Source organism: Phaeobacter italicus (assembly GCF_001258055.1).
In the GTDB taxonomy this organism is placed as follows: domain Bacteria; phylum Pseudomonadota; class Alphaproteobacteria; order Rhodobacterales; family Rhodobacteraceae; genus Phaeobacter; species Phaeobacter italicus.
In genome coordinates this window covers 1-25,055 of record NZ_CVRM01000034.1, presented here as the reverse complement: position 1 = coordinate 25,055, position 25,055 = coordinate 1, and the positions used below count along the sequence as shown (strand labels likewise).

General features: G+C 56.8%; 27 protein-coding genes. 12 read left to right on the top strand and 15 right to left on the bottom strand.

Annotated features, from left to right (window positions below; genetic code table 11):
* The first annotated feature begins 37 nt into the window (after nt 1-37).
* Entirely contained in the window at nt 38-1,354 is a 1,317-nt protein-coding gene (locus NIT7645_RS16365) for an enoyl ACP reductase FabMG family protein (protein WP_008561783.1), read from the top strand.
* Nucleotides 1,355-1,574: 220 nt separating this feature from the next.
* Here the strand turns inward: NIT7645_RS16365 and NIT7645_RS16360 are convergent, their stop codons facing one another.
* A complete protein-coding gene (locus NIT7645_RS16360; RefSeq protein ID WP_050687582.1) occupies nt 1,575-2,669 on the bottom strand; it encodes a tyrosine-type recombinase/integrase in 1,095 nt (364 codons plus the stop codon).
* Between the two features lie 253 nt (nt 2,670-2,922).
* Between NIT7645_RS16360 and NIT7645_RS16355 the strand changes: the two genes are divergently transcribed.
* From NIT7645_RS16355 to NIT7645_RS16325, 6 genes are all read left to right on the top strand, one after another.
* On the top strand, nt 2,923-3,459 hold the full coding sequence (locus NIT7645_RS16355) for a helix-turn-helix domain-containing protein (RefSeq protein WP_242656127.1): 537 nt from the start codon (nt 2,923-2,925) through the stop codon (nt 3,457-3,459).
* 4 nt (nt 3,460-3,463) lie between these two features.
* On the top strand, nt 3,464-3,760 hold the full coding sequence (locus tag NIT7645_RS16350; protein ID WP_050687580.1) for a hypothetical protein: 297 nt from the start codon (nt 3,464-3,466) through the stop codon (nt 3,758-3,760).
* A 4-nt stretch (nt 3,761-3,764) separates the two neighbouring features.
* The gene (locus tag NIT7645_RS16345; protein ID WP_050687578.1) at nt 3,765-4,664 is read left to right on the top strand and encodes an HNH endonuclease; all 900 of its coding nucleotides are present in this window, start codon (nt 3,765-3,767) and stop codon (nt 4,662-4,664) included.
* A 337-nt stretch (nt 4,665-5,001) separates the two neighbouring features.
* A complete protein-coding gene (locus NIT7645_RS16340) occupies nt 5,002-5,634 on the top strand; it encodes a tyrosine-type recombinase/integrase (protein WP_050687576.1) in 633 nt (210 codons plus the stop codon).
* A gap of 469 nt (nt 5,635-6,103) precedes the next feature.
* Nucleotides 6,104-7,336: an aminopeptidase P family protein gene (locus NIT7645_RS16330; RefSeq protein ID WP_050687573.1), complete on the top strand. Its 1,233-nt coding sequence runs from the start codon at nt 6,104-6,106 to the stop codon at nt 7,334-7,336.
* Nucleotides 7,337-7,471: 135 nt separating this feature from the next.
* Complete coding sequence (locus NIT7645_RS16325) at nt 7,472-8,425, top strand: IS481 family transposase (protein WP_050687571.1); 954 nt, start codon at nt 7,472-7,474, stop codon at nt 8,423-8,425.
* 7 nt (nt 8,426-8,432) lie between these two features.
* On the opposite strand, the gene NIT7645_RS16320 is transcribed toward NIT7645_RS16325, so the two are convergent.
* From NIT7645_RS16320 to NIT7645_RS16270, 11 genes are all read right to left on the bottom strand, one after another.
* Nucleotides 8,433-9,461 (bottom strand): GlxA family transcriptional regulator, encoded by a 1,029-nt coding sequence (locus tag NIT7645_RS16320; RefSeq protein WP_050687621.1) that lies wholly within the window; start codon nt 9,459-9,461, stop codon nt 8,433-8,435.
* A gap of 27 nt (nt 9,462-9,488) precedes the next feature.
* A complete protein-coding gene (locus NIT7645_RS16315) occupies nt 9,489-9,932 on the bottom strand; it encodes a nucleoside deaminase (protein WP_050687569.1) in 444 nt (147 codons plus the stop codon).
* Nucleotides 9,929-10,822, bottom strand: a complete 894-nt coding sequence (locus NIT7645_RS16310) for a polysaccharide deacetylase family protein (protein WP_050687567.1) — start codon at nt 10,820-10,822, stop codon at nt 9,929-9,931. The genes NIT7645_RS16315 and NIT7645_RS16310 overlap by 4 nt, the downstream gene beginning before the upstream one ends.
* 4 nt (nt 10,823-10,826) lie before the next feature.
* Nucleotides 10,827-11,912, bottom strand: coding sequence for an ABC transporter ATP-binding protein (locus NIT7645_RS16305; RefSeq protein WP_050687565.1), 1,086 nt, complete (start codon nt 11,910-11,912; stop codon nt 10,827-10,829).
* Entirely contained in the window at nt 11,909-12,709 is an 801-nt protein-coding gene (locus NIT7645_RS16300) for an ABC transporter permease (protein WP_050687564.1), read from the bottom strand. The genes NIT7645_RS16305 and NIT7645_RS16300 overlap by 4 nt, the downstream gene beginning before the upstream one ends.
* Nucleotides 12,706-13,569 carry an ABC transporter permease gene (locus tag NIT7645_RS16295; RefSeq protein ID WP_050687562.1) on the bottom strand — a complete coding sequence of 288 codons (864 nt, stop codon included), beginning with the start codon at nt 13,567-13,569 and terminating at the stop codon, nt 12,706-12,708. The genes NIT7645_RS16300 and NIT7645_RS16295 overlap by 4 nt, the downstream gene beginning before the upstream one ends.
* Before the next feature lie 82 nt (nt 13,570-13,651).
* Nucleotides 13,652-14,791, bottom strand: coding sequence for an ABC transporter substrate-binding protein (locus NIT7645_RS16290; protein WP_050687560.1), 1,140 nt, complete (start codon nt 14,789-14,791; stop codon nt 13,652-13,654).
* A gap of 147 nt (nt 14,792-14,938) precedes the next feature.
* Nucleotides 14,939-15,823, bottom strand: coding sequence for a LysR family transcriptional regulator (locus NIT7645_RS16285; protein ID WP_050687558.1), 885 nt, complete (start codon nt 15,821-15,823; stop codon nt 14,939-14,941).
* A gap of 73 nt (nt 15,824-15,896) precedes the next feature.
* Nucleotides 15,897-16,829 carry a ribose-phosphate pyrophosphokinase gene (locus tag NIT7645_RS16280; protein WP_050687556.1) on the bottom strand — a complete coding sequence of 311 codons (933 nt, stop codon included), beginning with the start codon at nt 16,827-16,829 and terminating at the stop codon, nt 15,897-15,899.
* 52 nt (nt 16,830-16,881) lie between these two features.
* Nucleotides 16,882-17,502, bottom strand: a complete 621-nt coding sequence (locus NIT7645_RS16275) for a phosphoribosyltransferase family protein (RefSeq protein WP_050687554.1) — start codon at nt 17,500-17,502, stop codon at nt 16,882-16,884.
* 12 nt (nt 17,503-17,514) lie between these two features.
* The gene (locus tag NIT7645_RS16270; protein WP_050687546.1) at nt 17,515-18,252 is read right to left on the bottom strand and encodes a BtpA/SgcQ family protein; all 738 of its coding nucleotides are present in this window, start codon (nt 18,250-18,252) and stop codon (nt 17,515-17,517) included.
* A 291-nt stretch (nt 18,253-18,543) separates the two neighbouring features.
* Here NIT7645_RS16270 and NIT7645_RS16265 point away from each other — a divergent pair, with 291 nt between their 5' ends.
* Nucleotides 18,544-19,227 carry a DUF1989 domain-containing protein gene (locus tag NIT7645_RS16265; protein ID WP_050687544.1) on the top strand — a complete coding sequence of 228 codons (684 nt, stop codon included), beginning with the start codon at nt 18,544-18,546 and terminating at the stop codon, nt 19,225-19,227.
* A gap of 498 nt (nt 19,228-19,725) precedes the next feature.
* On the opposite strand, the gene NIT7645_RS16260 is transcribed toward NIT7645_RS16265, so the two are convergent.
* Nucleotides 19,726-20,286 carry an ester cyclase gene (locus NIT7645_RS16260; protein WP_050687619.1) on the bottom strand — a complete coding sequence of 187 codons (561 nt, stop codon included), beginning with the start codon at nt 20,284-20,286 and terminating at the stop codon, nt 19,726-19,728.
* Between the two features lie 127 nt (nt 20,287-20,413).
* Entirely contained in the window at nt 20,414-21,310 is an 897-nt protein-coding gene (locus NIT7645_RS16255) for a LysR family transcriptional regulator (RefSeq protein ID WP_050687543.1), read from the bottom strand.
* A 127-nt stretch (nt 21,311-21,437) separates the two neighbouring features.
* On the opposite strand from NIT7645_RS16255, the gene NIT7645_RS16250 reads away from it, so the two are divergent.
* Genes NIT7645_RS16250 through NIT7645_RS16235 form a run of 4 tightly spaced genes read left to right on the top strand, consistent with a single transcriptional unit; the run spans nt 21,438 to nt 24,315 of the window.
* Nucleotides 21,438-22,013: an NADPH-dependent F420 reductase gene (locus NIT7645_RS16250; protein WP_050687541.1), complete on the top strand. Its 576-nt coding sequence runs from the start codon at nt 21,438-21,440 to the stop codon at nt 22,011-22,013.
* A gap of 23 nt (nt 22,014-22,036) precedes the next feature.
* Nucleotides 22,037-22,459, top strand: a complete 423-nt coding sequence (locus tag NIT7645_RS16245; protein ID WP_050687539.1) for a DoxX family protein — start codon at nt 22,037-22,039, stop codon at nt 22,457-22,459.
* 49 nt (nt 22,460-22,508) lie between these two features.
* Entirely contained in the window at nt 22,509-23,339 is an 831-nt protein-coding gene (ygiD, locus tag NIT7645_RS16240; protein ID WP_050687536.1) for a 4,5-DOPA-extradiol-dioxygenase, read from the top strand.
* Between the two features lie 13 nt (nt 23,340-23,352).
* Nucleotides 23,353-24,315, top strand: a complete 963-nt coding sequence (locus NIT7645_RS16235; RefSeq protein ID WP_050687535.1) for a glutathione S-transferase family protein — start codon at nt 23,353-23,355, stop codon at nt 24,313-24,315.
* A 509-nt stretch (nt 24,316-24,824) separates the two neighbouring features.
* On the opposite strand, the gene NIT7645_RS19610 is transcribed toward NIT7645_RS16235, so the two are convergent.
* Nucleotides 24,825-25,055 (bottom strand): hypothetical protein (locus NIT7645_RS19610; protein WP_216818305.1); only part of this gene is annotated, 231 nt, incomplete at its 5' end.

The following is a 25,055-nucleotide window of genomic DNA, read 5'->3' as shown; positions in this document are numbered from 1 at the left end:
CGCGCTCCCGATACGCATGACAGGTTAGAAGACCGTGATGAAAGAATCCAATCCCTTGACCTCCATCCGCGAGAACAGCGTCTTCAAAGAAGGCGACATCTTTGTTCTGTTCGGAGAACTGTTCGGCCGCGGCTATGCCACCGGTCTGATCAATGCCGCGAAAGAGGCCGGCATGACCATCATCGGGGTCACCGTTGGTCGCCGCGACGACACCAACGCCCTGCGCCCTCTCACCGATGAAGAACTGGCCGAAGCCGAGGCAAATCTGGGCGGCAAGATCATCAACGTTCCGTTGATGGCCGGCTTTGACATGGACGCCCCGGAAGGCGAGAAAAATCCGACCGATCTGGTCAATGAAATGACCATCGACACCTGGCAGGAGCACAAGCTCGACTGGGATCTGATCGAACGCTGCCGCGAAATTGGCGTCAATCGCTTCAAAACCTCCGTCGCCGAAGTCATGACGCAGCTCGACGCCATGATCCCGGCAGGCAAGAACGTGTTCTTTGCCCACACCATGGCCGGCGGCATTCCCCGCGCAAAGGTGTTCATGGCCATCGCCAACCGTGTCTACAAGGGCCGGGGCAAGCGCTACATGTCGTCCCAATCCCTGATCGACAGTGATCTGGGCAAATTGATCCTGCAAAACTTTGACGAGGTCTCCGCCAACACATTTGGCCACCTCCTCGAAGCAAGCAGCGACCTGCGTGCCCGCATCGAAGGCGAAGGCGGGCAGGTCCGCTACACGGCCTATGGCTACCACGGCACCCGCATCCTGATCGGCGATGAATACCGCTGGCAGACCTACACCAACTACACCCAAGGCTACGCCAAAAAACGTCTCGAAGGCATCGCAACCGAAGCCTGGAACAACGGCGTAAAGGCCACTGTCTTCAACTGCCCGGAAATCCGCACCAACTCTTCCGACGTGTTTGCCGGCATCGAACTGTCGCTGGTTCCACTGCTTTCCGCACTCAAGAATGAAGGCGGCGGTGACTGGGTTGATGCGCAATGGGCGGCCTGCCAGGCCCTGCTGAAAGATGACGTCTCGCTGGACTCTGTCCTGCAGACTGTCCGCACCTACCAGCAAGACCCCGTCATGGTGACCTTTTCCGACTTCGAAGCCTGGCCCATGCCCAACAGCGCCGAACAGGTCGACAAGACCGTTGGCACATCCCAGGATATCGTTGCCCTGCACAAGGACCGCAAGGCGCTCGTCAGCGATCTGCTCAGCACCCATGTGGTCAACGCCACCGGCCAGCTGATGTTCGGCGAAGCCAGCGACCCCAGCGCACCGGTTCTGTGGCTCGACCACGACATCGTGGCCCAACAGCTGATCGCCTCCAACAGCTGATCTGGCGCTGACTGCAACATCCAAAGGCCCGTCTGACCCCACACCGTCAGTCGGGCCTTTTTCAGTCCGGCAACCCGAAAATCTGTAAACCCGACGCAGAACCGCCAGCGCCCCCCGTGGGACGCGATACAAAGGACTGTAGGAAAAACGCCAACCCTCTGGCGACCCCGGCAGGATTCGAACCTGCAACCTGCCCCTTAGGAGGGATGCGTTCATAGCGCTATTCCTTTTGTGATTTCTTAGAGTTGGGTGTTTGTACAGCGTCATCCTGTACGTGGTTTGTACGAAAACGGGCCCTAATGTCAGCCTCATCGGTCTCGGCGTGGGCATAGATGCGCATGGGCAAATTAGGGTCTGACCAGCGGCCAGCCTTGGCCGCGGTGACGGGATCGACGCCCTGCCGGACGACTAATTCAGTGAAGAACCCGTGCCGTCCGGCTGGGTGCGCAGAAAGGTACGGGATGCCCGCCCGCTTGCAGATTGTCTTCCAGCGCGTGTTGTAACCTGTCGAGCTGCCATAGCCGAAGATGCGCGCTTTCATCAGCTTGCCGGTCTTGCGGTTCTTGGGGCGTTTGGGCAGCAACGCGAGAAGCTCGTCCATCATCTGAGGTGAGACAGTGATCCAGCTTTCTGGGTGGCCCTTCTGCGCCTTCACTCGGACTTTGTTCTCGTGCGGCCGAAGGTCATCCGGCTCCAGCGATACGGCCTGATCAATCCTTGCAGCCGTCTCAAACATGAAACGGACCAGCGCGGCATTGTACGGATCAGCAGCACCGCAAAAGGCTTCGATCCATTCCTTGTCAGCTGGCGTGCGCTCTACACGGCTAAGCTTCCCGCGCCGCTTGTCCTGCGCGATCCGCTCGAATTTATCATAAGGCTTTACGCGGATCAGAGGTGTGCCTTCCAATTCGTGCGCATTGTTGATCACCGCACTCGCGGGCGTCACGATTTCGCGCCACCAAGTATCGGTCGACGCTTTGGGTTTCAGTTTCGGCCCAAGGCTCTTCAATAGTGCGCCAGATATCGCACCGAGCGACAAGTCACCGATTGCTTCGACAATCGGGATCAACTGCTTCGCTGCTTTGGGGGACGCGTTGTAGAGCATGATTGCATCAGAGAACGTCTTGCTCGGTTCGTCGCCCACGACATAGCGTCGAATTTGGCGTTCGGTCTCATGGTTTATCCAGTCCCGTGCACCCTCTTCTGTAGATGCCTTAGTGCTTCGCCGGTATGGGCCGGCGATTGGCCTGCCGTTGTATTCGATCCACCCCTTGGCCCAATAGACGCGGCCCCTCTTATAAATTTGGAGCGGCATGACTGGCCTCCTTCAAAAATCGTGTCGATCTGCGCGGGCGTGATCAGCATGGTCCGCCCAAGGCGGTAAAATGCGCCCGTCTCGTTTGCCCGCTCACGCAACGTGCGTTCTGAAATATCGATCCCCATCCCGGCCATAACTTCGACCCACTGCGCGGGCGTTTTCCCGAGCCCCAGGATCTGAGAGCTGTCTGAATAGTTGGTCTCTGCCATTTCAGTTGTCCTTGTCCGCTTAAGTTGAATCGGCGACACGCATGGAATCGCTTGTTCTGCACCTTCTGACGTGGTCAGATGTGATTAACAGTAAATGTTCGTCATTTTTTGCAAAGTTCGCGAATTTCGACGAAGTAGTCAATTGGAAAATTTCGATGCCGCAGAAACATGCTGATCTTTTTGCTGCAATGGGTGCTCGTCTCACCATTGCTCGCAATGAAATCGGCTTCTCACAAGCGGCCATGGCGGAAGCTATCGGCGTCTCACCCCGCGCGTATCACAGCTACGAAAAGGGCCAGCGCGGAATGCCTGTAGAAGCCTTGGTCGCGATGGGTGAGCGGTTCGAGGTGGACGTGCCCTGGCTGCTACTCGGCACCAAATCCATTCGGGCTGGGCATGATTTCGAGGCGCTCAAACACATCGAAAGCTCGCTGGATAAGCACCTCACCGATGAGGGCATAAGAATCAAAAGCGAAAAGCGCGGGGCCATTGTCGCGCGCTGGTATCAATCGCATGTCGAAGGTCGTGAAGTGACGGATGATGACGTGCACACATGGATCGAGTTGGTAAGGGAGTAATCTGGTGAACAAGGCAAGCAAACGCTGGAACATGTTGCGGCATTCGGTCTTGGAGCGCACTCGCCGTGAGGTGATCGAACCCTTCGGGCCGCTTTACCTGATCTTCCTGGGAACCAGCGTGTTCTTCCTGATTGGCTTGGGTCGACTATCACTGGCACAACAGACCGCCGAATACTCGGTTTTGGCCGCCATCATGATTTTTGCCATCGCTGCGGCTGGCTTTGCACTTCCATTTTTGACAGGCGCGGTGCTGACCCTTCGCGCGGCCGATCGAAAACTGGAACGTCTCCAACGCGGGTGAACCGATGGCTTTCGGCGTCTTCATCCACCGCAGCGACTCGATCTACGACGATATTCCCTCGGAGCGGTATCAGTTTCCCAAGCAATACCTCTCTCGCGCCCAACAGTGCGAAGGGGATTGGATCGTCTACCTGGAGCCAAGCAAGGTCAAAGAGACCAAAGGCTATTTTGCTGTCGCTATGGTCCAGGAGATCATTCCGGATCCTAGGAAACCGGACATGTTCTTGGCCGTGATTGAGCCGGGAACGTATCTTGATTTCGGCGACCCAGTTTCATTCCGGGACGAGAATTCGATCATCGAAAGAGGATTGCTGAACGATCAAGGCAAGATATCTGGACGCGCGCAAGCTGCGGTAAGAGCCCTTTCAGCTGAAGACTTTGCCCGAATAGTCGAACGTGGACTTGGACGAGATGAGGGCATCCTGCCTCGCGTAGGCGGCATGATGCAAATGCCTGGGTTTCAAGATGCTCAAACACCTTTCCAACACCTGCCTGCACGGGAACGCGTCAACCAGCTGACCAACCGCGCGGTTCGCGATCGAAATTTCAGAAAGAACGTCCTGCGCGCCTACGGCGAGCGCTGCGCCATCACTGGTTTACGTCTGATCAATGGCGGCGGCCGTGCCGAAGTGGAAGCCGCTCATATCAGACCTGTAGAGCATGACGGCCCCGACATTGTCAGCAACGGTCTCGCCCTGTCCGGAACCGCGCATTGGATGTTTGATCGGGGCCTCGTTGGATTAGCCGACGACCTGACTATTCTGGTTTCCCGCCAAAGCAATGACATCGAAGCCGTGACATCGATGATCAACTCATCCGGCAAGATCTTGGTGCCGGACCGCCTCGCCAACCGGCCAAGGACTGAGTTTGTAACCTGGCACAGAGAGAACTGTTTCAAGCATTAACGATACTCAGTGCGGACCTTGGTGCAAAACGCAGCTAACGGCAGAAAAGAGCCCACACCGGAAGTCCTTATTTTGTGCTGCGTGCGCTCGCAGCACGGATTGTGCTGCATTGGCGAAGGTTTTGATGCTGCAACACGGTGTAAGAAGCAGCCATTCGCGCAATCTGGAGCTTTGGTGTGGCATTCAAGGATCAGGTCGCGGAGCTTCCCACGTCAAAAAACCAAGGCAAAAAAGCTAAACACCATCGATGGGCTACAGCGTGTCGACCCGATGCTATGCTCCAGACGTCAGCGCGGCGCTGACGTCTGGGTTTGGAGGGAGGATTGGAGGGCATGTTATGCCACGAGTCCAACTTCCCGCAGTCACCCCAAAACGCAAAGCTTGGAACAAAGGGCGGATAATCGGCCAGAAACGGCCGCTGTTTCCCAAACAAGTTTGGGCAATCCGCGCTCGGCTCGAGATTGCAGGCTACCTTCGCGACCTCGCGCTGTTCAACGTCGCGATTGATAGCAAGTTGCGAGGGTGCGACTTAGTCAAACTCGCCGTGACCGATTTGGTCAGAGATGATCGCGTTCGCGAACGAGTGTCGGTGATCCAAAGCAAAACCAATCAGCCGGTTCGGTTTGAACTGACTGAAAACACGAGAGAAACGGTTACTGCTTGGGTTAGATCGCCTGAAATGATCGGCCGCCTTTTCGTGTTTCCCAGCCGATTTCATGACCGACCTCACATCTCCGCGCGGCAATATGCTCGACTTGTTCGTGATTGGGTGACTGCAATTGGACTGGAACCCAGCGGTTACGGCACTCATTCGCTCCGTCGGACCAAAGCTGCCGAGATATATCGCAAGACTGGCAACCTTCGCGCGGTGCAGCTTCTGCTTGGTCACACAAAAGTTGACAGTACGGTGCGATATTTAGGCGTTGAGTTGGAAGATGCTCTGAGTATTGCGGAGCGCATCGATATCTAAGCAATGTTGGCGAACGGTGCTTACCGTTCGCCAGATCATAAGAGATCTGAGATCACGCGACGTCGAAAACGAAATGCGAACCCATAGTCACGGATGCTGCGGTCGAAGCGGGCATTGCGGCTGTTCCCTGCGGCTGCAAAATCTGGGTTTGGTCGAATCCGCAGGGTTGTGGGACGTTCCCGTCGTCGTCAGGGTGAGCGTGCAAGAGGACGCGTCCAAAGTCAGCTAACAGCTTGCGTCTTTTCAGAAGTTCGGCGGTGAACATTCTTGATTGGGCGATGCTTTTTGTCTATTAGTGCACCATGGGATTGACGATGGCGTCGTCACTAACCGAATTCCGATTAGAGCATCCCTATCCAACCATCCTGAACGCCGGGATCTTGCTTTGCCGCTCTTGTGGTGAGGGAAGGTGCAACCGGTATGAAGCACGCTCCTCCTCGTCACACTCGGCCTGAACAGGAGTATACCGATGTCCGGAATATCCGAGTTTGGCGTTGCAGGACAGCGCCCAGATTTTTACCGTTTTCACCAAGGCGAAAAGGTGCTGCCTTTTGCCGACGCCGAATATGAAGCACGCTTGACCAAGCTGCGTGCGGTCATGGCCGATGAGGGCATTGATGCCTGCGTGTTAACCTCAATGCACAACGTCTCCTACTACTCGGGCTTTTTGTATTGTGCGTTTGGTCGGCCTTACGCTCAGGTGGTCACAGCGACCGAAACCGTCACGTTCAGCGCAGGCATCGACGCGGCACAGCCCTGGCGTCGTGGCTATGGTGACAACATCACCTACACTGATTGGCAGCGGAACAACTATTGGCGTGCGATCCAGTCTGTGACGGGGTCCGGTAAGGTAGTCGGATTCGAAGGGGATCACATTTCCTATACACAACTGGGCTTGATGGATGAATTCCTGGCACCCTCTGTCAAGAAAGACATCGCGCCGACAACCATGCGGTTGCGCATGCACAAATCTGAGGCAGAGATCGAACTGATCCGAGCAGGTGCCGCGACAGCGGACGTTGGTGGATATGCCATCAAGGACGCGATCAAAACCGGAGCGCGCGAGATCGACGTTGCCATGGCCGGACGCGATGCGATGGAATTGGAGATTTCCAAACGGTTCCCAGATTCTGAAATCCGCGACACATGGGTCTGGTTCCAGTCTGGCATTAACACCGATGGCGCGCACAACCCTGTGACCTGCCGCAAACTAGAGCGCGGTGACATCCTCAGCCTCAATACCTTCCCGATGATCTCGGGCTACTACACGGCGCTCGAGCGCACACTTTTCGTCGAGGAGGTGGATCCGGCCAGCCTCAAGGTCTGGGGAGCGAATGTCGCTGCCCATGAATACGGAATGAGCTTGCTCAAGCCGGGTGTGTCCTGCGCCGAGGTCACGCACAAGATCAACGACTTCTTTGCGGAGCGCGACATGCTGCAGTACCGGACCTTTGGATATGGCCATTCCTTTGGCGTTCTGTCGCATTACTATGGCCGTGAGGCAGGGCTTGAGCTGCGGGAAGATATCGACACTGTGCTTGAACCGGGGATGGTGATCTCGATGGAGCCAATGCTGACGATTCCTGATGGCCAGCCCGGCGCAGGCGGCTACCGCGAGCATGACATTCTGGTCATCACCGAAGACGGTAACGAGAACATCACCGGTTTCCCCTACGGACCGGAGCACAACGTCGTCGGGTAAACAGTCCTGATCCAAGGTATGAGCGGCTACAGCTGCTCATACCGGCTCTAGCTGTGAGCTTTCAGCAGGTTGTCCATTCGATCCAGACCGAGTTGGTTGGAGTTACCAAGCACCAACCTTGTTCGGAGGGATCGAATGAACGTGCACAAGAATGCCAGACTGACGCCATTGGGTCGAGAGCGGCTAGTGGGGATGATTGCATGCGGGATGAGTTTTGCGCAGGCTGGGGCGATCTGCGGCTGCTCTGCCAAGACGGCCACGAAGTGGTGGCGGCGGTATGAACAGGAGGGGCGCGAAGGTTTGCAGGATCGCAGTTCACGCCCTTATTCTCTGCGCAATCCTACGCCTGATGACGTGGCAGACCGGATCATCGCCTTGCGCCGTCAGCGTCTTACCGGGGCACATATTGCGGCAAGGACCGGCGTTTCGGCGGCGACGGTCAGCCGGGTTCTGCGCAGGGCGGGCCTTTCGCGGCTACGCGATCTGGAGCCTGCCGAGCCTGTACGCCGGTATGAACGCGATCATCCCGGCGACATGATCCACCTCGATATCAAGCGTCTTGGCAAGTTTGAGCGCGCCGGGCACCGCATCACGGGCGACAGGACAGGCCAGTCGAACAGCCGAGGGATCGGCTGGGAACATGTGCATGTCTGTGTCGATGACGCCTCGCGCCTGGCCTTCACCCAGGTCCATCCCGACGAAAAGGCGGTGAGCGCGGTGGCGCACCTGAATGCGGCGGTGGCCTGGTATGCGTCCATCGGGGTGAAGGTTGCGCGGGTGATGACAGACAATGGGTCGTGCTACAAATCTCATGCTTTCAAGGCCGCCTGTGCCGAGCTTGGCATCCGCCACATCCGCACCAAACCCTACACGCCCAAAACCAACGGAAAAGCCGAGAGGTTCATCCAGACTGCTCTGCGTGAATGGGCCTACGCCCGAGTCTATCAGACCTCAGACGACCGCGCCGCCGATCTGCCGGTCTGGACCCACCTCTACAATTGGCACCGCCCACACACGGCGCTAAAATCAAAACCACCCATCAGCCGGCTAGACTTTGATCGGAACAACCTGTTGAGGTTCCACATCTAGCGCGACACTATTTGTTGTTGCCCACCGTTTTGAGCCGCCCTCGGTGCCCATAGGGTGTTTCGCCGTATCGCTCTTTGTAATGCCGTGAGAATACGTTGTTCGAGTTGAACCCTGACGCCATGGCAACTTCCATGACACTCAGGTTGGTTTCTGTAAGCAATGTGCGCGCGCGTTCCAATCTGATGTTGCGATAGGTTTGCGCCGGAGCCTCGTTCAGCAATTGTCTGAACTGACGTTCAATCTGACGGCGCGAAATACCCGCGCTTGTGGCAAGTTCATCGAGCGTCAGCGGGTCCTCGATATTGTCATACATGGCCCGCAGAACAGCAAGGATACGAGGATTGCGAGAGCTGATGGCCTTGGCGATTGAGGAGCGCTGTTCGCTGCGGGTCGCGACATCGGGGCCGTTCAAACACATATCCGAAACGGCGATTGCAAAGTCTTCGCCATAGTCTTCGGCGATGATCGAAATCATCATTTCAGTTGCCGCAACACCACCACCGCAAGTCAGCAGACTTCCGTCCCTTTCGAACCTCTGTGGTGTGGGCTCCAGATCGGAAAATGCCTCAACAAATCCGGGCTGGTTTTCCCAATGAAGGGTGAAAGTCTTGTCCCTGAGAAAACCCGCGCGCGCGAGGGTCGCAGCACCGGTGCAGATGCCGCCAAGCTTGCCGCCAAACCGGGCGTGGCGGCGTATGCCCCCCAAGACATCGTCGGAGGCCGCCTGAATACTATTGTTGCCCGAACAGACAAAGAGGTAGGTATCGGGGTTCAGATCGTCCAGGCTGCCATGCACATCAATATCGATGCCGGAGGATGACGAAACAGCCCTGCCGTCATCTGAGATGGCCAGCCATCCATAGAGTGGTTTTTGGGACAGCTGGTTGGCGATGCGCAGAGGATCCAGAGCAGCGCTGAACGCGAGCAAAGTGAATTGGGGCAACAGCAGGAACCCGAACCACCGGGTTGCCTTGGGATCCTTGACCGGATAGCTGAACGCCCCCGCGGGCACGAGATCCGGCCGATCTACAGTCATGCTCTCGTTTTTGATCACAGGACGCGATTACTCCGCGATGTCCTCTGCCCAGAGCTCCGGTTTTTCATCGATGAAGCGCTGCATCAGAGCAATGCAATCGGGGTCATCTGCGACTATCACTTCAACGCCTTTCGAGCGTAGGAACTCTTCGTTCCCGCCGAAGTTGGTGTTTTCGCCGATCACCACGCGCGGGATGCCGAATTGAATGATCGTCCCGGTGCACATCATGCACGGGCTGAGCGACGTATAAAGCGTCGTGTCGCGATAGGTCTTCTGGCGGCCGGCCTTGCGCAACGCATCCATCTCGCCATGGGCAATCGGGTCGCCTTTTTGGACACGTTGATTGCGCCCTTGGGCTACGACTTCGCCGCCGCGCGCCAGCACTGAACCTATCGGGCACCCGCCTTCTTCAAACCCGGCTTTGGCCTCGTCGTAAGCGATGCGCAGCAAGCGTGTGTCGTCAGCGTTCATGTCTTGTCCCCCAGGATTGGCCCGTCGTAGTAGGGCAGCCGTTCAACGCTTGGCATCCAGGTGCCATTCTCCTGCAACTGGTCCATATGATCGGCAATCTCGTCAAGGGTGGCAAACCAGACGTCTTTGGTTTCCTGCGTTTTGGCAATCCATGCTTCAACCTGCTTCCACCGCGCCAATCTCCCTGTGAGAAAAGGATGGATGATCAGCATAAAGAAACCACCGGCGTCATACTGCGCCTCGAATTCCTCCCAGAAACCGCTGAGCCCGTGCGACGGGCTTGCAACTGGCATCATGTACCCAATCTCGTCGTAATGCGCGAAGGGGGGCCAGTCGTCGGTACCCCAATGCACAGGCATTTCGTAGAGAGATCCATTGGCCGTGTCCAAACGGTACGGAATGTCGTCGGCCATCATTGAGCTGTCATAGCGAATGCCGTGTTCGATCATCAGATCGACGACTTCCTGCGTTATGTTGTAGACCGGTGCACGGTAACCACGCGGCTTTTGCCCGCAGATGCGCATATGCGCATCGAGCGTGCGCTCGAACCACTCGCGCTGCTCCCCGCGTGTCTTTATAGGGTCTTCGTGCAAGTATCCGTGGTGGCCGATCTCGTGCCCGTCTTTCAGGATCGCCTCGGCCACATCCGGGTAGGTCTCCAAACACCAGCCGGGGATGAAGAACGATTGCTTCAGGCCCAGACACCGGTAGGTGTCGAGGATGCGGGGTAGCGCGACCAGAGGGCCATAGCGGCCCATTGAAATGGGGTAGAGCCGGTCGTGGCTGTCTTCGGGCTTGGCGATGTGGATCAGGCTGTCCGCATCCATGTCGAACGTAATTGCCACGGCGCATTTGGCACCATTGGGCCAGGGGATGGGGTTGCGGATCACATCGTCAGCTTTCGTTCAGGACGTGGGCGCTTTGCGTGTCCCACGACAGCCAGATTTCATCACCAGAGTGCAGATCGAACTTGGACAGTTCGCGTTCCTGCATCTGGACCTTGAATTCATGGCCCTGCGCGTCTTCGAGGAACAGGGTGACCATGGAGCCGACGAATTCTTCAGAAATCAGCTTGCAATACGCCTTGTTCCCGCCGACGGGTTCTTCTGATGCGATGTGCACCAGATCGGCGGAGATCACGAAGCTGGCGTTGTGGTCTTCGACCAGCTGCACCTCGTTCGTGGGTACTGTGAATTCGCCAGAGGTGGTTGTGATGCGCGCCGTACCGCCGTCAACAGATTTGACTTTGCCTGCCAGAATATTGTTGCGGCCCACAAACTCGGCGACGAACTGGTTTGCAGGGGCGCGGTAGATTTCCTTGGGCGTGCCGATCTGACCAATCTCGCCTTTGCCCATGATGATGACGCGGTCGGCCATCGCAAAGGCCTCGGACTGGGAGTGGGTCACGTAGACAAAGGTAATCCCCAACTCGCGCTGAAGGTCCGTGAGGACGGCCTGCATGCGAATTACCAAATGAGCATCCAGAGCTGACAATGGTTCGTCCAAGAGCAGGATCTGTGGCTCCATCACCAGCGAACGAGCCAGTGCAACACGTTGCTTCTGGCCACCTGACAAGGTCGAAATATGGCGGTTCTCAAATTCGAGGATCCCCATTTTGTCGAGCCACTTTATCGCACGCTCTTTGCGTTCCGCCTTGTCCACGCCACGCATCTTGAGACCAAATTCGACGTTTTCGCGCGCCGTCAGGAATGGGAAGAGCGCGAGTGACTGCCAAACCAAAGGCGTGTCGCGCTCGTGCGGGGCAACGTCATTCATCACTCGATCATTTAGGCGAATCTCGCCGTGCGTCGGCGCTTCGAGGCCAGCCAACATGCGCAAAGTTGTGGTCTTGCCGCAGCCGGATGGCCCCATGATTGCGAGGAACTCACCTTCGCGGATTTCGAAATCCAGTTCTTTAACTGCAACGAAATTGCCGAAGTGCTTTTGTACTTTGTCAAAGACAACCAGCGGTTTGCTCATGCGTGCAGGCCCTTGATTTGGCGGCTGGCGAAGAAGAGCTGTGCCAGCACAACCAGCGTCATTGATGTGAGGAAGACGAATGTCCCGATGGCGTTGACCTGCGGGTCAATATTGCCCTGAACGATTTCGAGAACGACCACGGGCAACGTAGAATTCAGGCCAGAGACAAACCATGACACAGCAAATTCGTCGAAGGAGACAGCGGCCGTCAGGAACAGGCTTGAAAAAATGGCAGGCTTGCAGAACGGCACGATCACATGCCGCATGGTCTGCCATTCCGATCCGCCCAGGTTCCATGCAGCGGATTCGAGGTCCGGGTCCATTTGGTTCAGCCGCAGGCGGATCACAGCCATGGCAAAAGGTGCTGTCAGCACGCTGTGCGCAATGATGATCGAATAAAGCTGCCCGGACATCCCGATCTTGGACAGCCACGCAAGCATGGCCAGCGCCATGATGATCAGCGGAATCGTGGGCGGCAGCAGGATCAGCGCAAGGTACGGGCCTTTGAATCGGAAGTTGTACCGGAAGTCGGAATAGGCCGTGCAAAAGCCTAGGAATGTCGCGATCACAGCCGTTGAGCAGGAGACGATCAGGCTGTTGCGCGCGGCTTTCCAGATGTCCGGATCGGCCAGGACCTTAGCGTACCATTCGGTCGAAAACTCACCCAACGGGATCGTCGGGAAGCGCTGCGAGTTGAAGGAAAAGATCATGCTGAAGATGATGGGCGCAAATACGAAGGCGAAGATCAGGACGACATAGATGCCAAGGATAAAGTTGAGGGATCGGCTCTGTTTCATTTTGCGCCCTTCCCCTTGCGATAGGCCAAAGCAATGCCGGTGAAGGCGATGGCAAAGAGCGTAACCATCATCATGATCGCGACAACGGCTGCGCGCGGCCATTGCTGGCCGGACTTGGTGGTATCGAGGATCAGGATTGGCAGGGTCGGTTCCTGCGATCCGCCCAGATAGAAGGGTGCCACAAAGTCACCAAAGGACAGAATAAAGCAGAAGATCGCCGCGATGATCAGCCCGGTCTTGGACAGTGGAATGATCACCTGCCAGATCGTGCGCAGGGGCGAACAGCCAAGGTTGCGCGCCGCCTCAATCAGGTTTTTGTCGATATTGGCCATCGTGACGGTTTGCAGTATGACCACCAGCGGCAGGGTCAGAGTCATGTAGCCCACCAGCGTGCCGAAGTTGGTGTTCAGCATGGTGTAGGGGCCAAGGCCGATGTAGCCCAGCACGGCATTTACCACGCCACTTTCGGACAGAATCACGAACCATGAAAATGTGCGCACCAGATAGCTGGTGAAAAACGGAATGATCAGCAGAAAGATCGCCCAGCGTCGCGTGCTTTCAGAAGCGCGGAAGGCCAATGCAAAGGCTGCCGGAAAGGCGATACACATCGCGCAGACGGTGGACAGTGTGGCGATGCCTATCGTGTACCAATAGCTGTCCCAAAAGAACCCGCGCGTCAGCATCCGCGACCAGTTCACGAACTCGAAGGCTTCGGTCATGCGATAGTTCTTCACCAGGAAGAACGACATCGCGACCATGAACAGAACCGGCCCGACAAAGAAGATCAGCTGCCAGAAGATGATCGGCAAACGCCACGTCAGCGCATAAAGGCTTGGGCGATTTTCAGGATTGGAAGACATGGGGCTGTGCAGGGCTTTCGCGTCTTAAGGGAAAAAGGGGGCGACCTGTTGGCCGCCCTTTTTTGGTTCTTTGGGCCCTAGATCAGGCGCTCTTGTACTCGGACCAGAAGTCGTTCCAGTCCTCCAGCGTCTGCTGCTGAGGAATGTCGCGGTAATGGACCCGGCCTTCCTTGATCAGTGCGATCGGATCTTGCGGATCACCATCGACCTGGTGCGACCGCTTGGCTTCCGCCATGTCAGCCTCGATCAGGGCGGCGCGGCCAGCCTTGGTCACGCAGAAGCCGGGATAGGCCGCCATCTGTGCAGATTTCACCTGACCTGCAGGGGACATCATGTACTGGATGAACTTCTTGGCCTCTTCGGCCTTTTCGCTGCCCTTGCCGATGGAATAGCTTTCAGTGAACTGAATGCCGCCTTCCTTCGGGATCACGGACGCGACAGGCGCGCCGTCTTTTTCTAGAACGCCGGTGATCCAGTCACCGATGCCAACCATCGCCTGCATCTCGCCGTTTTTCAGGCCATTGAACGTGCCGCCATAGTCAAAGAAGCCGCCAACCTGCGAGCGCAGGCTCATGGTGGTCTCCTGAACCTTGGACCACTGATCGTCGTTCAGGTTCCAAAGGTCAGCGCCATTCCCATCATAAAGGCTCATCTGACCTAGGGTCGGCAGGTGCCAGTCAAAATGGCCCACTTTGCCCTGAAGCTCCGGCTTCCAGAAGCAGGAATAGCTTTCCGCTTCTTTCGCTGTCACGGAGTTCTTGTTGTAGGAAACACCCAAGTGCCCCCCGCGCAGGATCATGGAATACATCTTGCCGTCCGCCCAGTGGCCGGGGAACTGCGAGAAGTCTTCGTGCAGCATGTCATCCAGCGGATAATCTGCCGGGTTCATTTCTTCGATGTAGCCAGCTGCGTTCAGCTGCTGCACGAATTCTGCGTCAGACAGGATCAGATCGTAAGTGCCCGGAGGGGATTGGGCGATCAGCGCCAGCATGTTGTCGCCACCAGCATAATACTTTGGCACGAACTTCACGTTGTTTGCAGCCTCATACTCCGCAACCACATCAGCCTCTCCATGGCCGTACCACGCAAGCATGTTGATTTCGGTCGTTGCCGCCCAGGCGCGGCTGACAAATGGTGTTGTCAGAACGGCTGCGCCGCCAGCTTTCAGCAGTTGGCGGCGGTTCAAGCCCAATAGTGATGAAGTTACGGTTGGTCTGTACATTTGTGTCTCCCGGTTGGTCACTCTTTCCCAGCAAAAGAGCATTTGATTTTTCGCCGAACCATAGTGTTCAGTCTGATTTTTGTAGAATGGTATGGTAAAATGAGACTTTTAGGAAATTTATCGTTGATATGCCTTCATAATGAGCAGTTATGCGTCAATAGCGCTCGATGAGCGTTGCTCCAAGGTGTTGATCATGGCATCCATGGCCGCGTATCCGCCCGCACCCAACTGAGCCTGTCGTGCGAAAAGCCCGATGTGCAAAGGGGCAAGAACCGGCAGGCCGTCTTGTTCAGAAAAAGTGCGCATGCCGCTTTGGACCGTCGGAGCAGTCAGGCACGAAAGGCCAAGGCCATCCTGGACCGCGCGTTGAACGCCACCAATGCCGGGACTGGAGTAAGCGATGCGCCAGCTTTTTCCCACCAACTTCAAAGCGGTAGCCATACGGTCGCGGTACACACAACCAAAGGGGTGCGCGACAAGGGGGATGTCAGCATGTTCCGGGATCTCGAACCCGTTGGCGCCAACCCAGGTTGGTTGTTCTTTCCAGTTGCGGAATAGGAACTGCTGGTCGTCCCCGTCGAACAATGCCACGGCGATATCGATTTCGTTGCTCCGCATGGCCGCCAGCAGATGCTTGGACAGATCACATCGAATTTCGATCTGTGTATCGGGGAATTGTCGGACAACGTCCGTCAAACAGGCTTGCAGGGTGTTGACCGCATAGTCCACAGGCAACCCCACCCGCAATCTTGCTGCGGGATCACGCTGCTCAAACTCCGCCATTGCCAGATCGTTCAGGCGCAGAATCTGGCGCGCATGTATGGCCAGAGCCTCCCCCCGCTCCGTGAGCGATATCTCTTTGCCCTTCCGCGCAATGAGCGGATAGCCAACCGCTTCTTCCAAGCGCTTCACTTGCAGGCTGATGGCAGGTTGCGTCCGACCAAGTATCTCGGCCGCGCGCGTGAAACTTGCCACCTCAATGACAGTGATGAAAGCTCTGAGGAGCTCTGTTGAAAGGTTGACCGCGCCCATACGAGAACATTAGCGCTGAAAATGTATAGCGAACAACGATAAAGTTGCTTTATGCAAATCGTATGATCACCCTCTATTCGAACAAGACGCTGACGGACTCTCCATTCGCGATCCGTGTGATCGCCTTGGCGAACATTGGCGCAATCGAAATCTCGCGAATTTTCGATGATGCGGTGACCGCTTCGGTAGCGCAAATTGTGTCGGTGATGACCAGGGACGTCAGATCAGATGCATTGATCCTGTCGACAGCCTTGCCGGACAGGACCCCATGGGTGATGTAAGCAGAAACTTCCGCCGCGCCATTTTCGAGCAGCGCCGTCGCGGCATTACAGAGCGTACCGCCAGAGTCGATAATGTCATCGACCAACATGCAGGACTTGCCAGAGACGTCCCCGATTATGTTCATGACTTCAGACGAGCCGGGCTTGTCGCGGCGCTTGTCTACAATTGCGAGGCCAGTCGAGAGACGTTTCGCCAAAGCGCGTGCGCGCACTACACCGCCTACGTCCGGGGATACGACCATCACATTGTCGCGGTCCTTTTGCTTTTCGATATCCCGCACGATTTCGGGCACCGCGTAAAGATTGTCGGTGGGAATGTCGAAGAACCCCTGAATTTGCCCTGCATGCAGATCCATAGTTAGCACCCGATGCGCGCCCGCCTGCGTGATCATGTTCGCCACAAGCTTTGCCGTGATCGGCGTGCGCGGGGCTGATTTGCGGTCCTGACGGGCATAGCCGAAATAGGGGATCACGGCGGTGATCCGCCCGGCAGAGGATCGGCGCAGCGCGTCGATCAACACCAGCAGCTCCATCAGGTTGTCGTTGGCTGGATAGGACGTTGATTGGATGACATAGACGTCATCGCCGCGCACGTTTTCCTGTATCTCGACAAAGACTTCTTCGTCGGCAAACCGACGCACGTTACACTCAGCCAGAGGGACACGCATATGCGCGGCAATCGCTTCAGCAAGCGGACGGTTACTGTTTCCACAGATCAATTTCATCTGTCGAGCCCCTCTGGTCAGAGTTTGATTGGATGTGCGCCGGGTTCAGGCCTTAGACCGGGAACGCCATCTCGGGTTTGTAGGTCTTGAAGCTTTCCAGATACTGCGCATTGGCCTGGCGCTGCCATTCGGTGCCGGGCTGGATCGCGGTGACGACCTTGTACTTTTCGCGATAGGACTTCGTATTGTCATTCTCTTCCATGACAATCGCCACCATGCCCGCAACTTTGCCCTTCTGCTGTTCAACCAGCTGGACAGCACCATGCATCGTGCCGCCGGTTTCAACCCACTGATCCACCAGCAAAACCCGCGTTCCGGGTGCAAAGGCGGGCGTGCGCATTTCCATCGACTGGGTTTGACCGGAGTAGTTGGTCATAGACGCGCTGTCTGTATCCACACAGAGCTTTCCGGGTTTGCGAATGGGCAGAAACCCCTTCCCGATACGGGCCGCGATGCCCGCCGCCAGAACAAAGCCCATCGCATCAAGGCCCGCGACGACGTCAATCTCATCGGCATCTAGATCAGCCACCAGATCATCCAGCAGATCATGATACGCCTTGCCGTTGATGTAGATTGAGGTCGGGTCAAGCCATGCAAACTTGTCGCCTTTGGTGTTCGGGGCCATCAGCGAGAAGTACCAACGGTCGTCTCTGGGTCCTTTGTCTTGAGCCATCTTTTCTCTCCCTTATGTCTGTGTGAGGTCCATGAGCCGCTTCAGGCGCTCAGGATCAATATTGTAGAAATCGCCGTCAAAATTGATGCCGGTCGCGACCATGAAAAGATCAACCGCATCTGCATATTGCGCTGCGTTTTCAGGTGTGATGCCGGATGCAAGGCCAAGTGCCGTGTCGCCGCAATGCGCGCGAAACGTGTCGATCTTGCCAACATCGGCTGCGTGGCCAGTCGCCACGCCGGAGGTCACAACGACGTCCATGTAGTGCGTCGCGATGCGCGCGCTTTTGCCATACTGTGCTGGATCAACGTCGCGCTGCTTTTTGAATGCGGTGCCGCCGATATAAAGCCCGGTCCAACCGCTTCCTTCGCGGATGGCCGCGATCTCATCTGCTTCGGGCTGATCATCTTCCGCACGGCGTTCATCCATACGTGCGTCATCGGCCCAGTAACCATCGACCTTGCACCCTTCAGCTTGCATCTCTCCCAGAATTGGGAAGGCAAACTTGCCGGTGACCGCCAGAAAATTCACCCCGAGCCAAATGTCCGGGAACGCCTGCCGCATCTCCTTGATGATCGGGACTAGTTTCTCTTTCTCGAAGTCGTGGTTGATCAGAAAAACCCCCGGACACCCGCCAGCAATGGCTGCTTTGATGTTCCGCTCGGCCTGTTCGCTGTCAAGCACATGAATGACAGGAAGAATGACAGGACCAGTTGCGCCAAAGGTCTTTTTGAAGTCGTGTCGATCCATCTCAATTCTCAATCCCGGTTATTGCGAGGACGCTATCATCGGCAATGGAATTTAGAAAATTTATTGTGCTTATTAGTTCATTTAGCTTGGAAATGAATGCATCTCGATGAGAACGCCTGCGGTTCTTTGCAAAACCAGCCGATGTCAAAGCGGAGCTAATCTTCGGCACGTCTCCGACGAGAAGCACGTAAGCTTCATTCCAATATGCCGAGAACTGTCTATGCTCCTTTGCGAATGGCCCCTCGCCAAACAATGCAACTACCCAGACATAATCCACGAAAGCCCGTGCCCATGGCCTCGTTCGACCCCTCCCGACCCGATGGTACCAACCGCAGTCTTGAGATTGCCGTTTCCGCTGACGGCACACCCAGAATGAACCACACCTACACAATCGACGCGCGATGCGGCGTGGCGGTGCGCGTCGGCGCAGGTCAACAGCTAACCGTGATGAACCCCAGCGGCCATCAAGTCTGCGATTTCTGGATTTTTGCAGCAGATGATGTGGGTGAGTATTCTTCGATGGAGCATTTGCACACAGCCCTAGGCTCGATATTCCCCAAAGTAGGTGACAGTGTGACCTCCAACCTGCGTCGCCCCTTGATGACAATCACGGAAGACACATCCGATGGTGTGCATGACACGATAATCGCCTGCTGCGATCATGCCCGGTACCAGCAATTGGGCTGCACGGAATACCACGACAATTGCGCTGATAATCTGCGGATGGCGCTGATGGCCATTGGCCTCAAAGCGCCAGCTGTTCCCGCCCCTTTCAATCTTTGGATGAACGTCCCTGTGCAAGCCGACGGCAGCACAAGTTTCGTCGCACCCGTGTCAAAACCGGATGACCAAGTGACCTTCCGCGCCGATATGGACGTCATCGCCGTCATGTCCGCCTGCCCTCAAGACGTCACGCCAGTCAACGGCGTGGGTGTCGCGCCAGACATTCTGAAGTTCTACGTCGCGGACACCTGACGTATCCGACCAATTCAAAAGCAGTTGATTGATACCCTCGCCGAAGTTGCGCTGTCATTGCGTCAGGAGCTTACGGGGAAAGATCTCAGCTCCGATGGCGATCGTTAACCTTGAAGTGGCGACGTCTAGCGGTTGTTCGAGCAAGGTACAGGGTTGGAACTACGGGCTCCCCTCCGTCATTCGGTAGTGGAACAGATTTTTGGGGCCCGACGAACTCTGAATGTCCGCTCCCGCGGCTCGCGGCCGCAACGCAGCGATGGTTGTGCTGCAAGAGAAAACAAATGCTGCGTCAGCAACATGGCTAAACATCAATGTCGGCAAAGTCCGCTCAGCGGACCTTTGCCGCAGGCCACATCAAGGTCTGCAATGCGGGACTTAGTTAGCTTTCGCTGCACCGCTCAGGTTGAACGCTGCTTATGCCACACCAGCGACCAAGGTTGGTAAAGCGCCGCTCCAGGGTCTGGAACGGCGTCGAATTATTACCGATCTGATAGTGGTTTAGTCAATCAGACCGATTTGTTTGTAAAAGGCATGGTTGTCCCAGAACAGGTATTCTTCATCCATGACACCTTCGTCGGTCCAGTGGCCCACAGTGGCCATGGTCAGCTTATAGCTTTGGCCGGTGGGTTGGATGAACTGATCGCCACCGATCGGCATCGGTTCCGAAAACGTGCCTTCGATCACACCAACTACGCCGGTCCATTCACCCTGGCCAATGCGGACAGGGTGGGTTTCGATCCGGGTGTCCGGTGCGAAGACGAAAAACGCTTTGAGGTCTTCGATATGCACGTCGAGACCTTCGGTCACGCGGCCATCGGGCCAATGCACTTTGATGTCTTCGGCGTGGCTTTCATGCAGCCGGTCCCATTGCTGGTTCGAAAACACTTCGAAATCGAGCATGTCGAAGGTTTCCAGGTTCTTGGCAATGCGCGCGTCTTCGGCCTGACGCTGGGCCAGTTCGGCCAGGGCGGCAGTGGTGACATCGTTATCCTGCGCAGCAGAAACCGTACCAAATGTGGCGGCCATAACGGCGGCGGTGATAAGGGTTGCGGTTTTCATTTCAGCTTTCCTTTGCTCTGTGTTCTGCATCATCTGTGATGCGATAAACGGAACATAGGTCCGCCAAATTCAGCCGAAAATGTTGAAGTTGCAGTATCACTTGGAACAAAATGTTCGCAATTTGCGATTATAAAACATCCGAGGTTTTTATGTCTTCCACGGCAAAGTCGATCAGCGCTCGGATCTTCCGGGGCAGCGCCCGACCCTCCAAGTAGACCGCATTCACGGTGGTCGTGTCACCGGAATAGTTCTGCATCAGCTCGACAAGCTTGCCAGCGGACAGCCCGTCGCAGATTGCGAAGCGCGGGGCATAGGCGATGCCAAGCCCATTGGTCGCCAGTTCTGCTGCGGCGCGGGCGGAATTGACATGAAAGCGGCCTTGTACCTGTACCTCCAGATCCTCTTCCCCCCTGTGAAAGACCCAGCGGCGCGGCGCGCGGCGGTTGGTGTCAACGATGCAGGCATGATGCGCCAGATCCGCTGGATGGTCTGGCTGCCCCTGCGCGGTAAGATAGGTGGGGCTGGCCACAAGGCGAGAGCGCAAGGTGCCCAATTTGCGTTCCTTAAGCGAGAGCATCTCGGATCGGCCGATGCGGAAAGCCAGGTCGATCCCGTCGCGCGCGAGATCCACATAGGCGTCGCTGAGACGCAGGTCGAAACTCAGGCCGGGATTTGCATCGGCAAAGCGGCGCAGCATCCCAACGACATAAAGCTCGCCAAAGGTAACTGGCGCCGAGACGCGGATCACACCGGTAAAACCGCGTGACCCTTCAGAGACCTCGGCCAGCAGGTCATCGAGATCGTCCAGCAAAGCCGGCGCGCGGGCCAGAAGATCCTCACCTGCCGGTGTCAGGCCAACCTTGCGCGTTGTGCGCTGGAACAGCCGCACGCCAAGCCGTGCCTCAAGCTCGGCCACATATTTCGAAGTCAGCCGGTTCGACACGCCAAGCTGATCAGCCGCCGCGGTGAACGACCCTGTCTGTGCGGTGGCCACGAAGGCCTTGAGTTCATCGGTGAGGTCCATGGGAAATTATTGCGAACACTTTGTGGATAGTCATTCAATAGCTTCGCCATTTTGTTGAATGTTTGCAAGCCGTAAATAGGGGTCAGAACACAGGCCGCGACAACGCGGCGAATAAAGGAGTAAAGACATGAAAATCGCAGTTATTGGAAATGGGAATGTCGGGTCAGGCCTGACCGCTGTACTGGCCAAGGCGGGTCACGATGTCGCCGCCTATGGCAAAGAAGACGACCTGGCAAGCGCCGTCGCAGCGGCCGACACCGTGATCCTCGCCACGCCCTATGGCGCGGCCAAGGATGTGGCCGGACAGGCGGATTTCACCGGCAAGCTGGTGATCGATGTATCGAACCCGGTGACAGACGATTTCTCGGGCCTGCAGGTCGCAGGAAACAGCTCGGCTGCAGAAGAGATCGCGGCAATGTTGCCCGGTGCCTCGGTCGCGAAGGCGTTCAACACCATCTTCGCCCAGCATTATGGCACCGGTCTGACCATCGGCGACCAGCCCTTGCAAACCTTTGTGGCCGCCGATGACAACGCCGCACGCGACAAGGTGAAAGCCCTCGCAAGTGAGATCGGCCTTGTCCCGGTGGATGCAGGACCGCTGAAAAACGCCCGCTACCTTGAGCCGCTTGGCTTCATGAACATTCAGTTTGGCTATGTGCTGGGCCAGGGCGCAGAAATCGCCCCTCAATGGCAAGCCGCGTAACCCCAAAAACAGGAGACAGAACCATGACCAATTATTCAAACGCCGACTACGCAGCAACCATCTTGCGCGTGTCCAGCGGCGTGCTGTTTCTGGCCCACGGGCTTCTCAAGGTGAATGTCTTCACCATCGCGGGAACCGTCGGCTATTTCGAAAGCCTCGGCCTGCCCGGCCTTTTCGCCTATCTCACCATTTTCGCCGAATTGGCGGGGGGCGTGGCCCTGATCGCAGGCGTGGCCACACGGTTGGCCGCCCTGGCGCTGATCCCGGTGCTGCTGGGCGCGACCTGGGTGCATTCATCCAACGGATGGCTGTTTTCGGGTGAAGGTGGCGGATGGGAATTCCCGCTCTACTGGGCGGTTGTGCTTGGTGCCATCGCTTTGCTTGGAAACGGCGCCTATGCGCTGAAAATCCCTGTCCTACAAACTACGTTGGGCCGTTTCGCCTGAAGCCATGGGGGCCGCTTTTGGGCGTCCCCCAAATCAACGGAGCATCGTCATGAACACCGCACAATCCCTTAATGATCTCAAAGAGCGGCTCTCTCCGAGCGACCGGATGCCGCTGGTTTTCCTTGGTCACGGCAGCCCGATGAATGCCATCGAAGCCACAGACTACAGCCGCGCCTGGACCAAGCTGGGCCGCAGCTTGCCCCGACCCAAGGCCATTCTGGTCGTGTCCGCACATTGGATGAGCAAGGGCACAACCCTGGTGGATGTGTCCGCCATGCCGCGCACAATCCACGATTTCTATGGCTTCCCCGAGGCGCTTTTTGCGCAGCAATACCCGGCTCAAGGCGATCCGAAGCTGGCGCGTGAGGTGGTGTCACTTCTGGCCAGCCACCATGCCGAAGAGGACGATCTCTGGGGCCTCGATCACGGGGCCTGGATGGTGCTGAAATACCTCTACCCCAGTGCGGATGTGCCGGTGTTTCAGGTCTCGATCGACATGCGACAAGACCTTGGCTACCAGCTTGAGATCGGCCAGGCTCTGTCAGAGCTGCGCGACCGCGGTGTTCTGATCCTTGGGTCAGGCAATGTGGTGCATAACCTGCGCGCCGCCCGTTGGGGCGCAGGCAGCGCACCGCAGGACTTCGCCGTCGAATTCGACACGCTATTTGCCGAAAAGCTCAAGGACCGGGACTTCGCCGCGTTGAGCAACCGCAAAGGTCTAGGGTCACTGCTGCGCATGGCGCATCCATCTGTGGATCACTATCTTCCCGCGCTCACCATTGCAGGGGCGTCTGACAAGCGCGATGCGCTGACCTTCATGACCGACGATATCGACCTTGGGTCGATCTCGATGCGCTCTTTTGTATTTCACGCCGCTTAAGGAGGGCGAATCAATGCTTGTAGACGGCAAATGGATGGAAAACTGGCAGCCGGTGCAAAAGGCGGACGAAAAGGGCCGTTTCGTGCGGCAAGTGTCGAGCTTTCGCAACTGGATCACCCCCGATGGCAGCGCTGGCCCAACCGGCGAGGGGGGCTTCAAGGCCGAACCTGGCCGCTACCGGCTTTATGTCGCCTTGATCTGCCCCTGGGCCTCGCGCGCGCTGATCGCCCGCAAACTCAAGGGGCTGGATGACATGATCCCGGTCACGGTGGTCAACCCGACACTCAGCGATCAGGGCTGGTCCTTTGGCGAATATCCCGGCAGCGACGAAGACCCTCTTTTCGGCGCGCGTTACATGCACGAGATCTATACCCGCGCCGATCCGCATTTCACCGGACGCGCGACGGTACCGGTTCTTTGGGACGAAAAGCAGGGCGTGATGGTGAGTAACGAAAGCGCCGACATCCTGCGCATGTTCGACACAGCCTTCGAGCATATCGCGCCCTCCGACCACCGGCTTTACCCCGAGGCACAGGGGGCCGAGATAAACGCGCTGAATGCTGTGATCTACGACAAGCTCAACAATGGCGTCTATAAATGCGGCTTTGCAAGCTCGCAGGAAGCCTATGACGAGGCCGTGGAAGGCGTGTTCTCAACGCTTGAGATGCTGGAAGACCGGCTGATCGGGGACTATCTTTTCGGCGACCACCTGACCGAAACCGATGTTCGCCTGTTCGTTACGCTGATCCGATTTGACGTCGCTTATCACGGTCTCTTCAAGGCAAACCGCAGACAGATCGCAAGCTATCCCCGGCTGTCGGCATTGATGGCGCGCATCTATCGCCTGCCAGGCATCGCCGAGACGGTGAATATGGATCACATTACCCGTGGCTATCATTCGATCAAAGCGCTGAACCCATCGGGCATTCGCCCCACCGGTCCCGCCAATATTAGGGCCTTGATCTCGGAAACCTAAGAAATTCCAGAATGTCTCACTGAGCACGTGTTGCGGAGCGCCTGTTCAGCGCTTCGCAAGAACTCGATCCCTTCCTGCTCGTGATCGCTTTGCCCCGCAGGCTGCCCCGGCGAACAGTGCTCGATTTTGAGGACGCACCGAATGACAAGCCCGATGAAACTGCGACCTCCGGGGATTTGGATGGAATGGCAGCTCAAACGGGTCGTCCCTGACCAGGGTTAAGATTCGGCTTCTCGAACATACTGCCTAAAACCTAACGGCAGCAGAGAGCGGTTCGCACCCGTTCACACCAAACGCAGCACTAAGCAGTTTGGGCTCGTTCGAGCTTTTCGCTGCATTCTACATGAAGTGCCGGTTTATCCGCATACGCACCCAGCAAAGAAATCGCAGACGTGTGGTGAATTGCTGTAGAACGAATCTAAGATTCCCACTGCTGACCCTCGAACCACGCCAACATTTGCAGTTAGATCAAAGCGAATGTCCGGCGCTGCGGTGGCTATCTCTCGCGTTTAACTCTCTTTCAGTCGCTTCTCGGCGTCTTTCGCTAGTTTCCAGCTGGTCTCTAACCCCGCCTGCAGCGTCGCGTAATTCTGCTCCTCGCGCAGCAAGTCGGCCAATGTGGTGACGGACGTGAGATGTGATTTCATCAATAGCGCCACGCAATGCGCCAAGCCATTCACCTTGCTGTTGATTGTCACTGAGAACTGACCCGGTATTTTCACCGAGATTTGACCCACCCT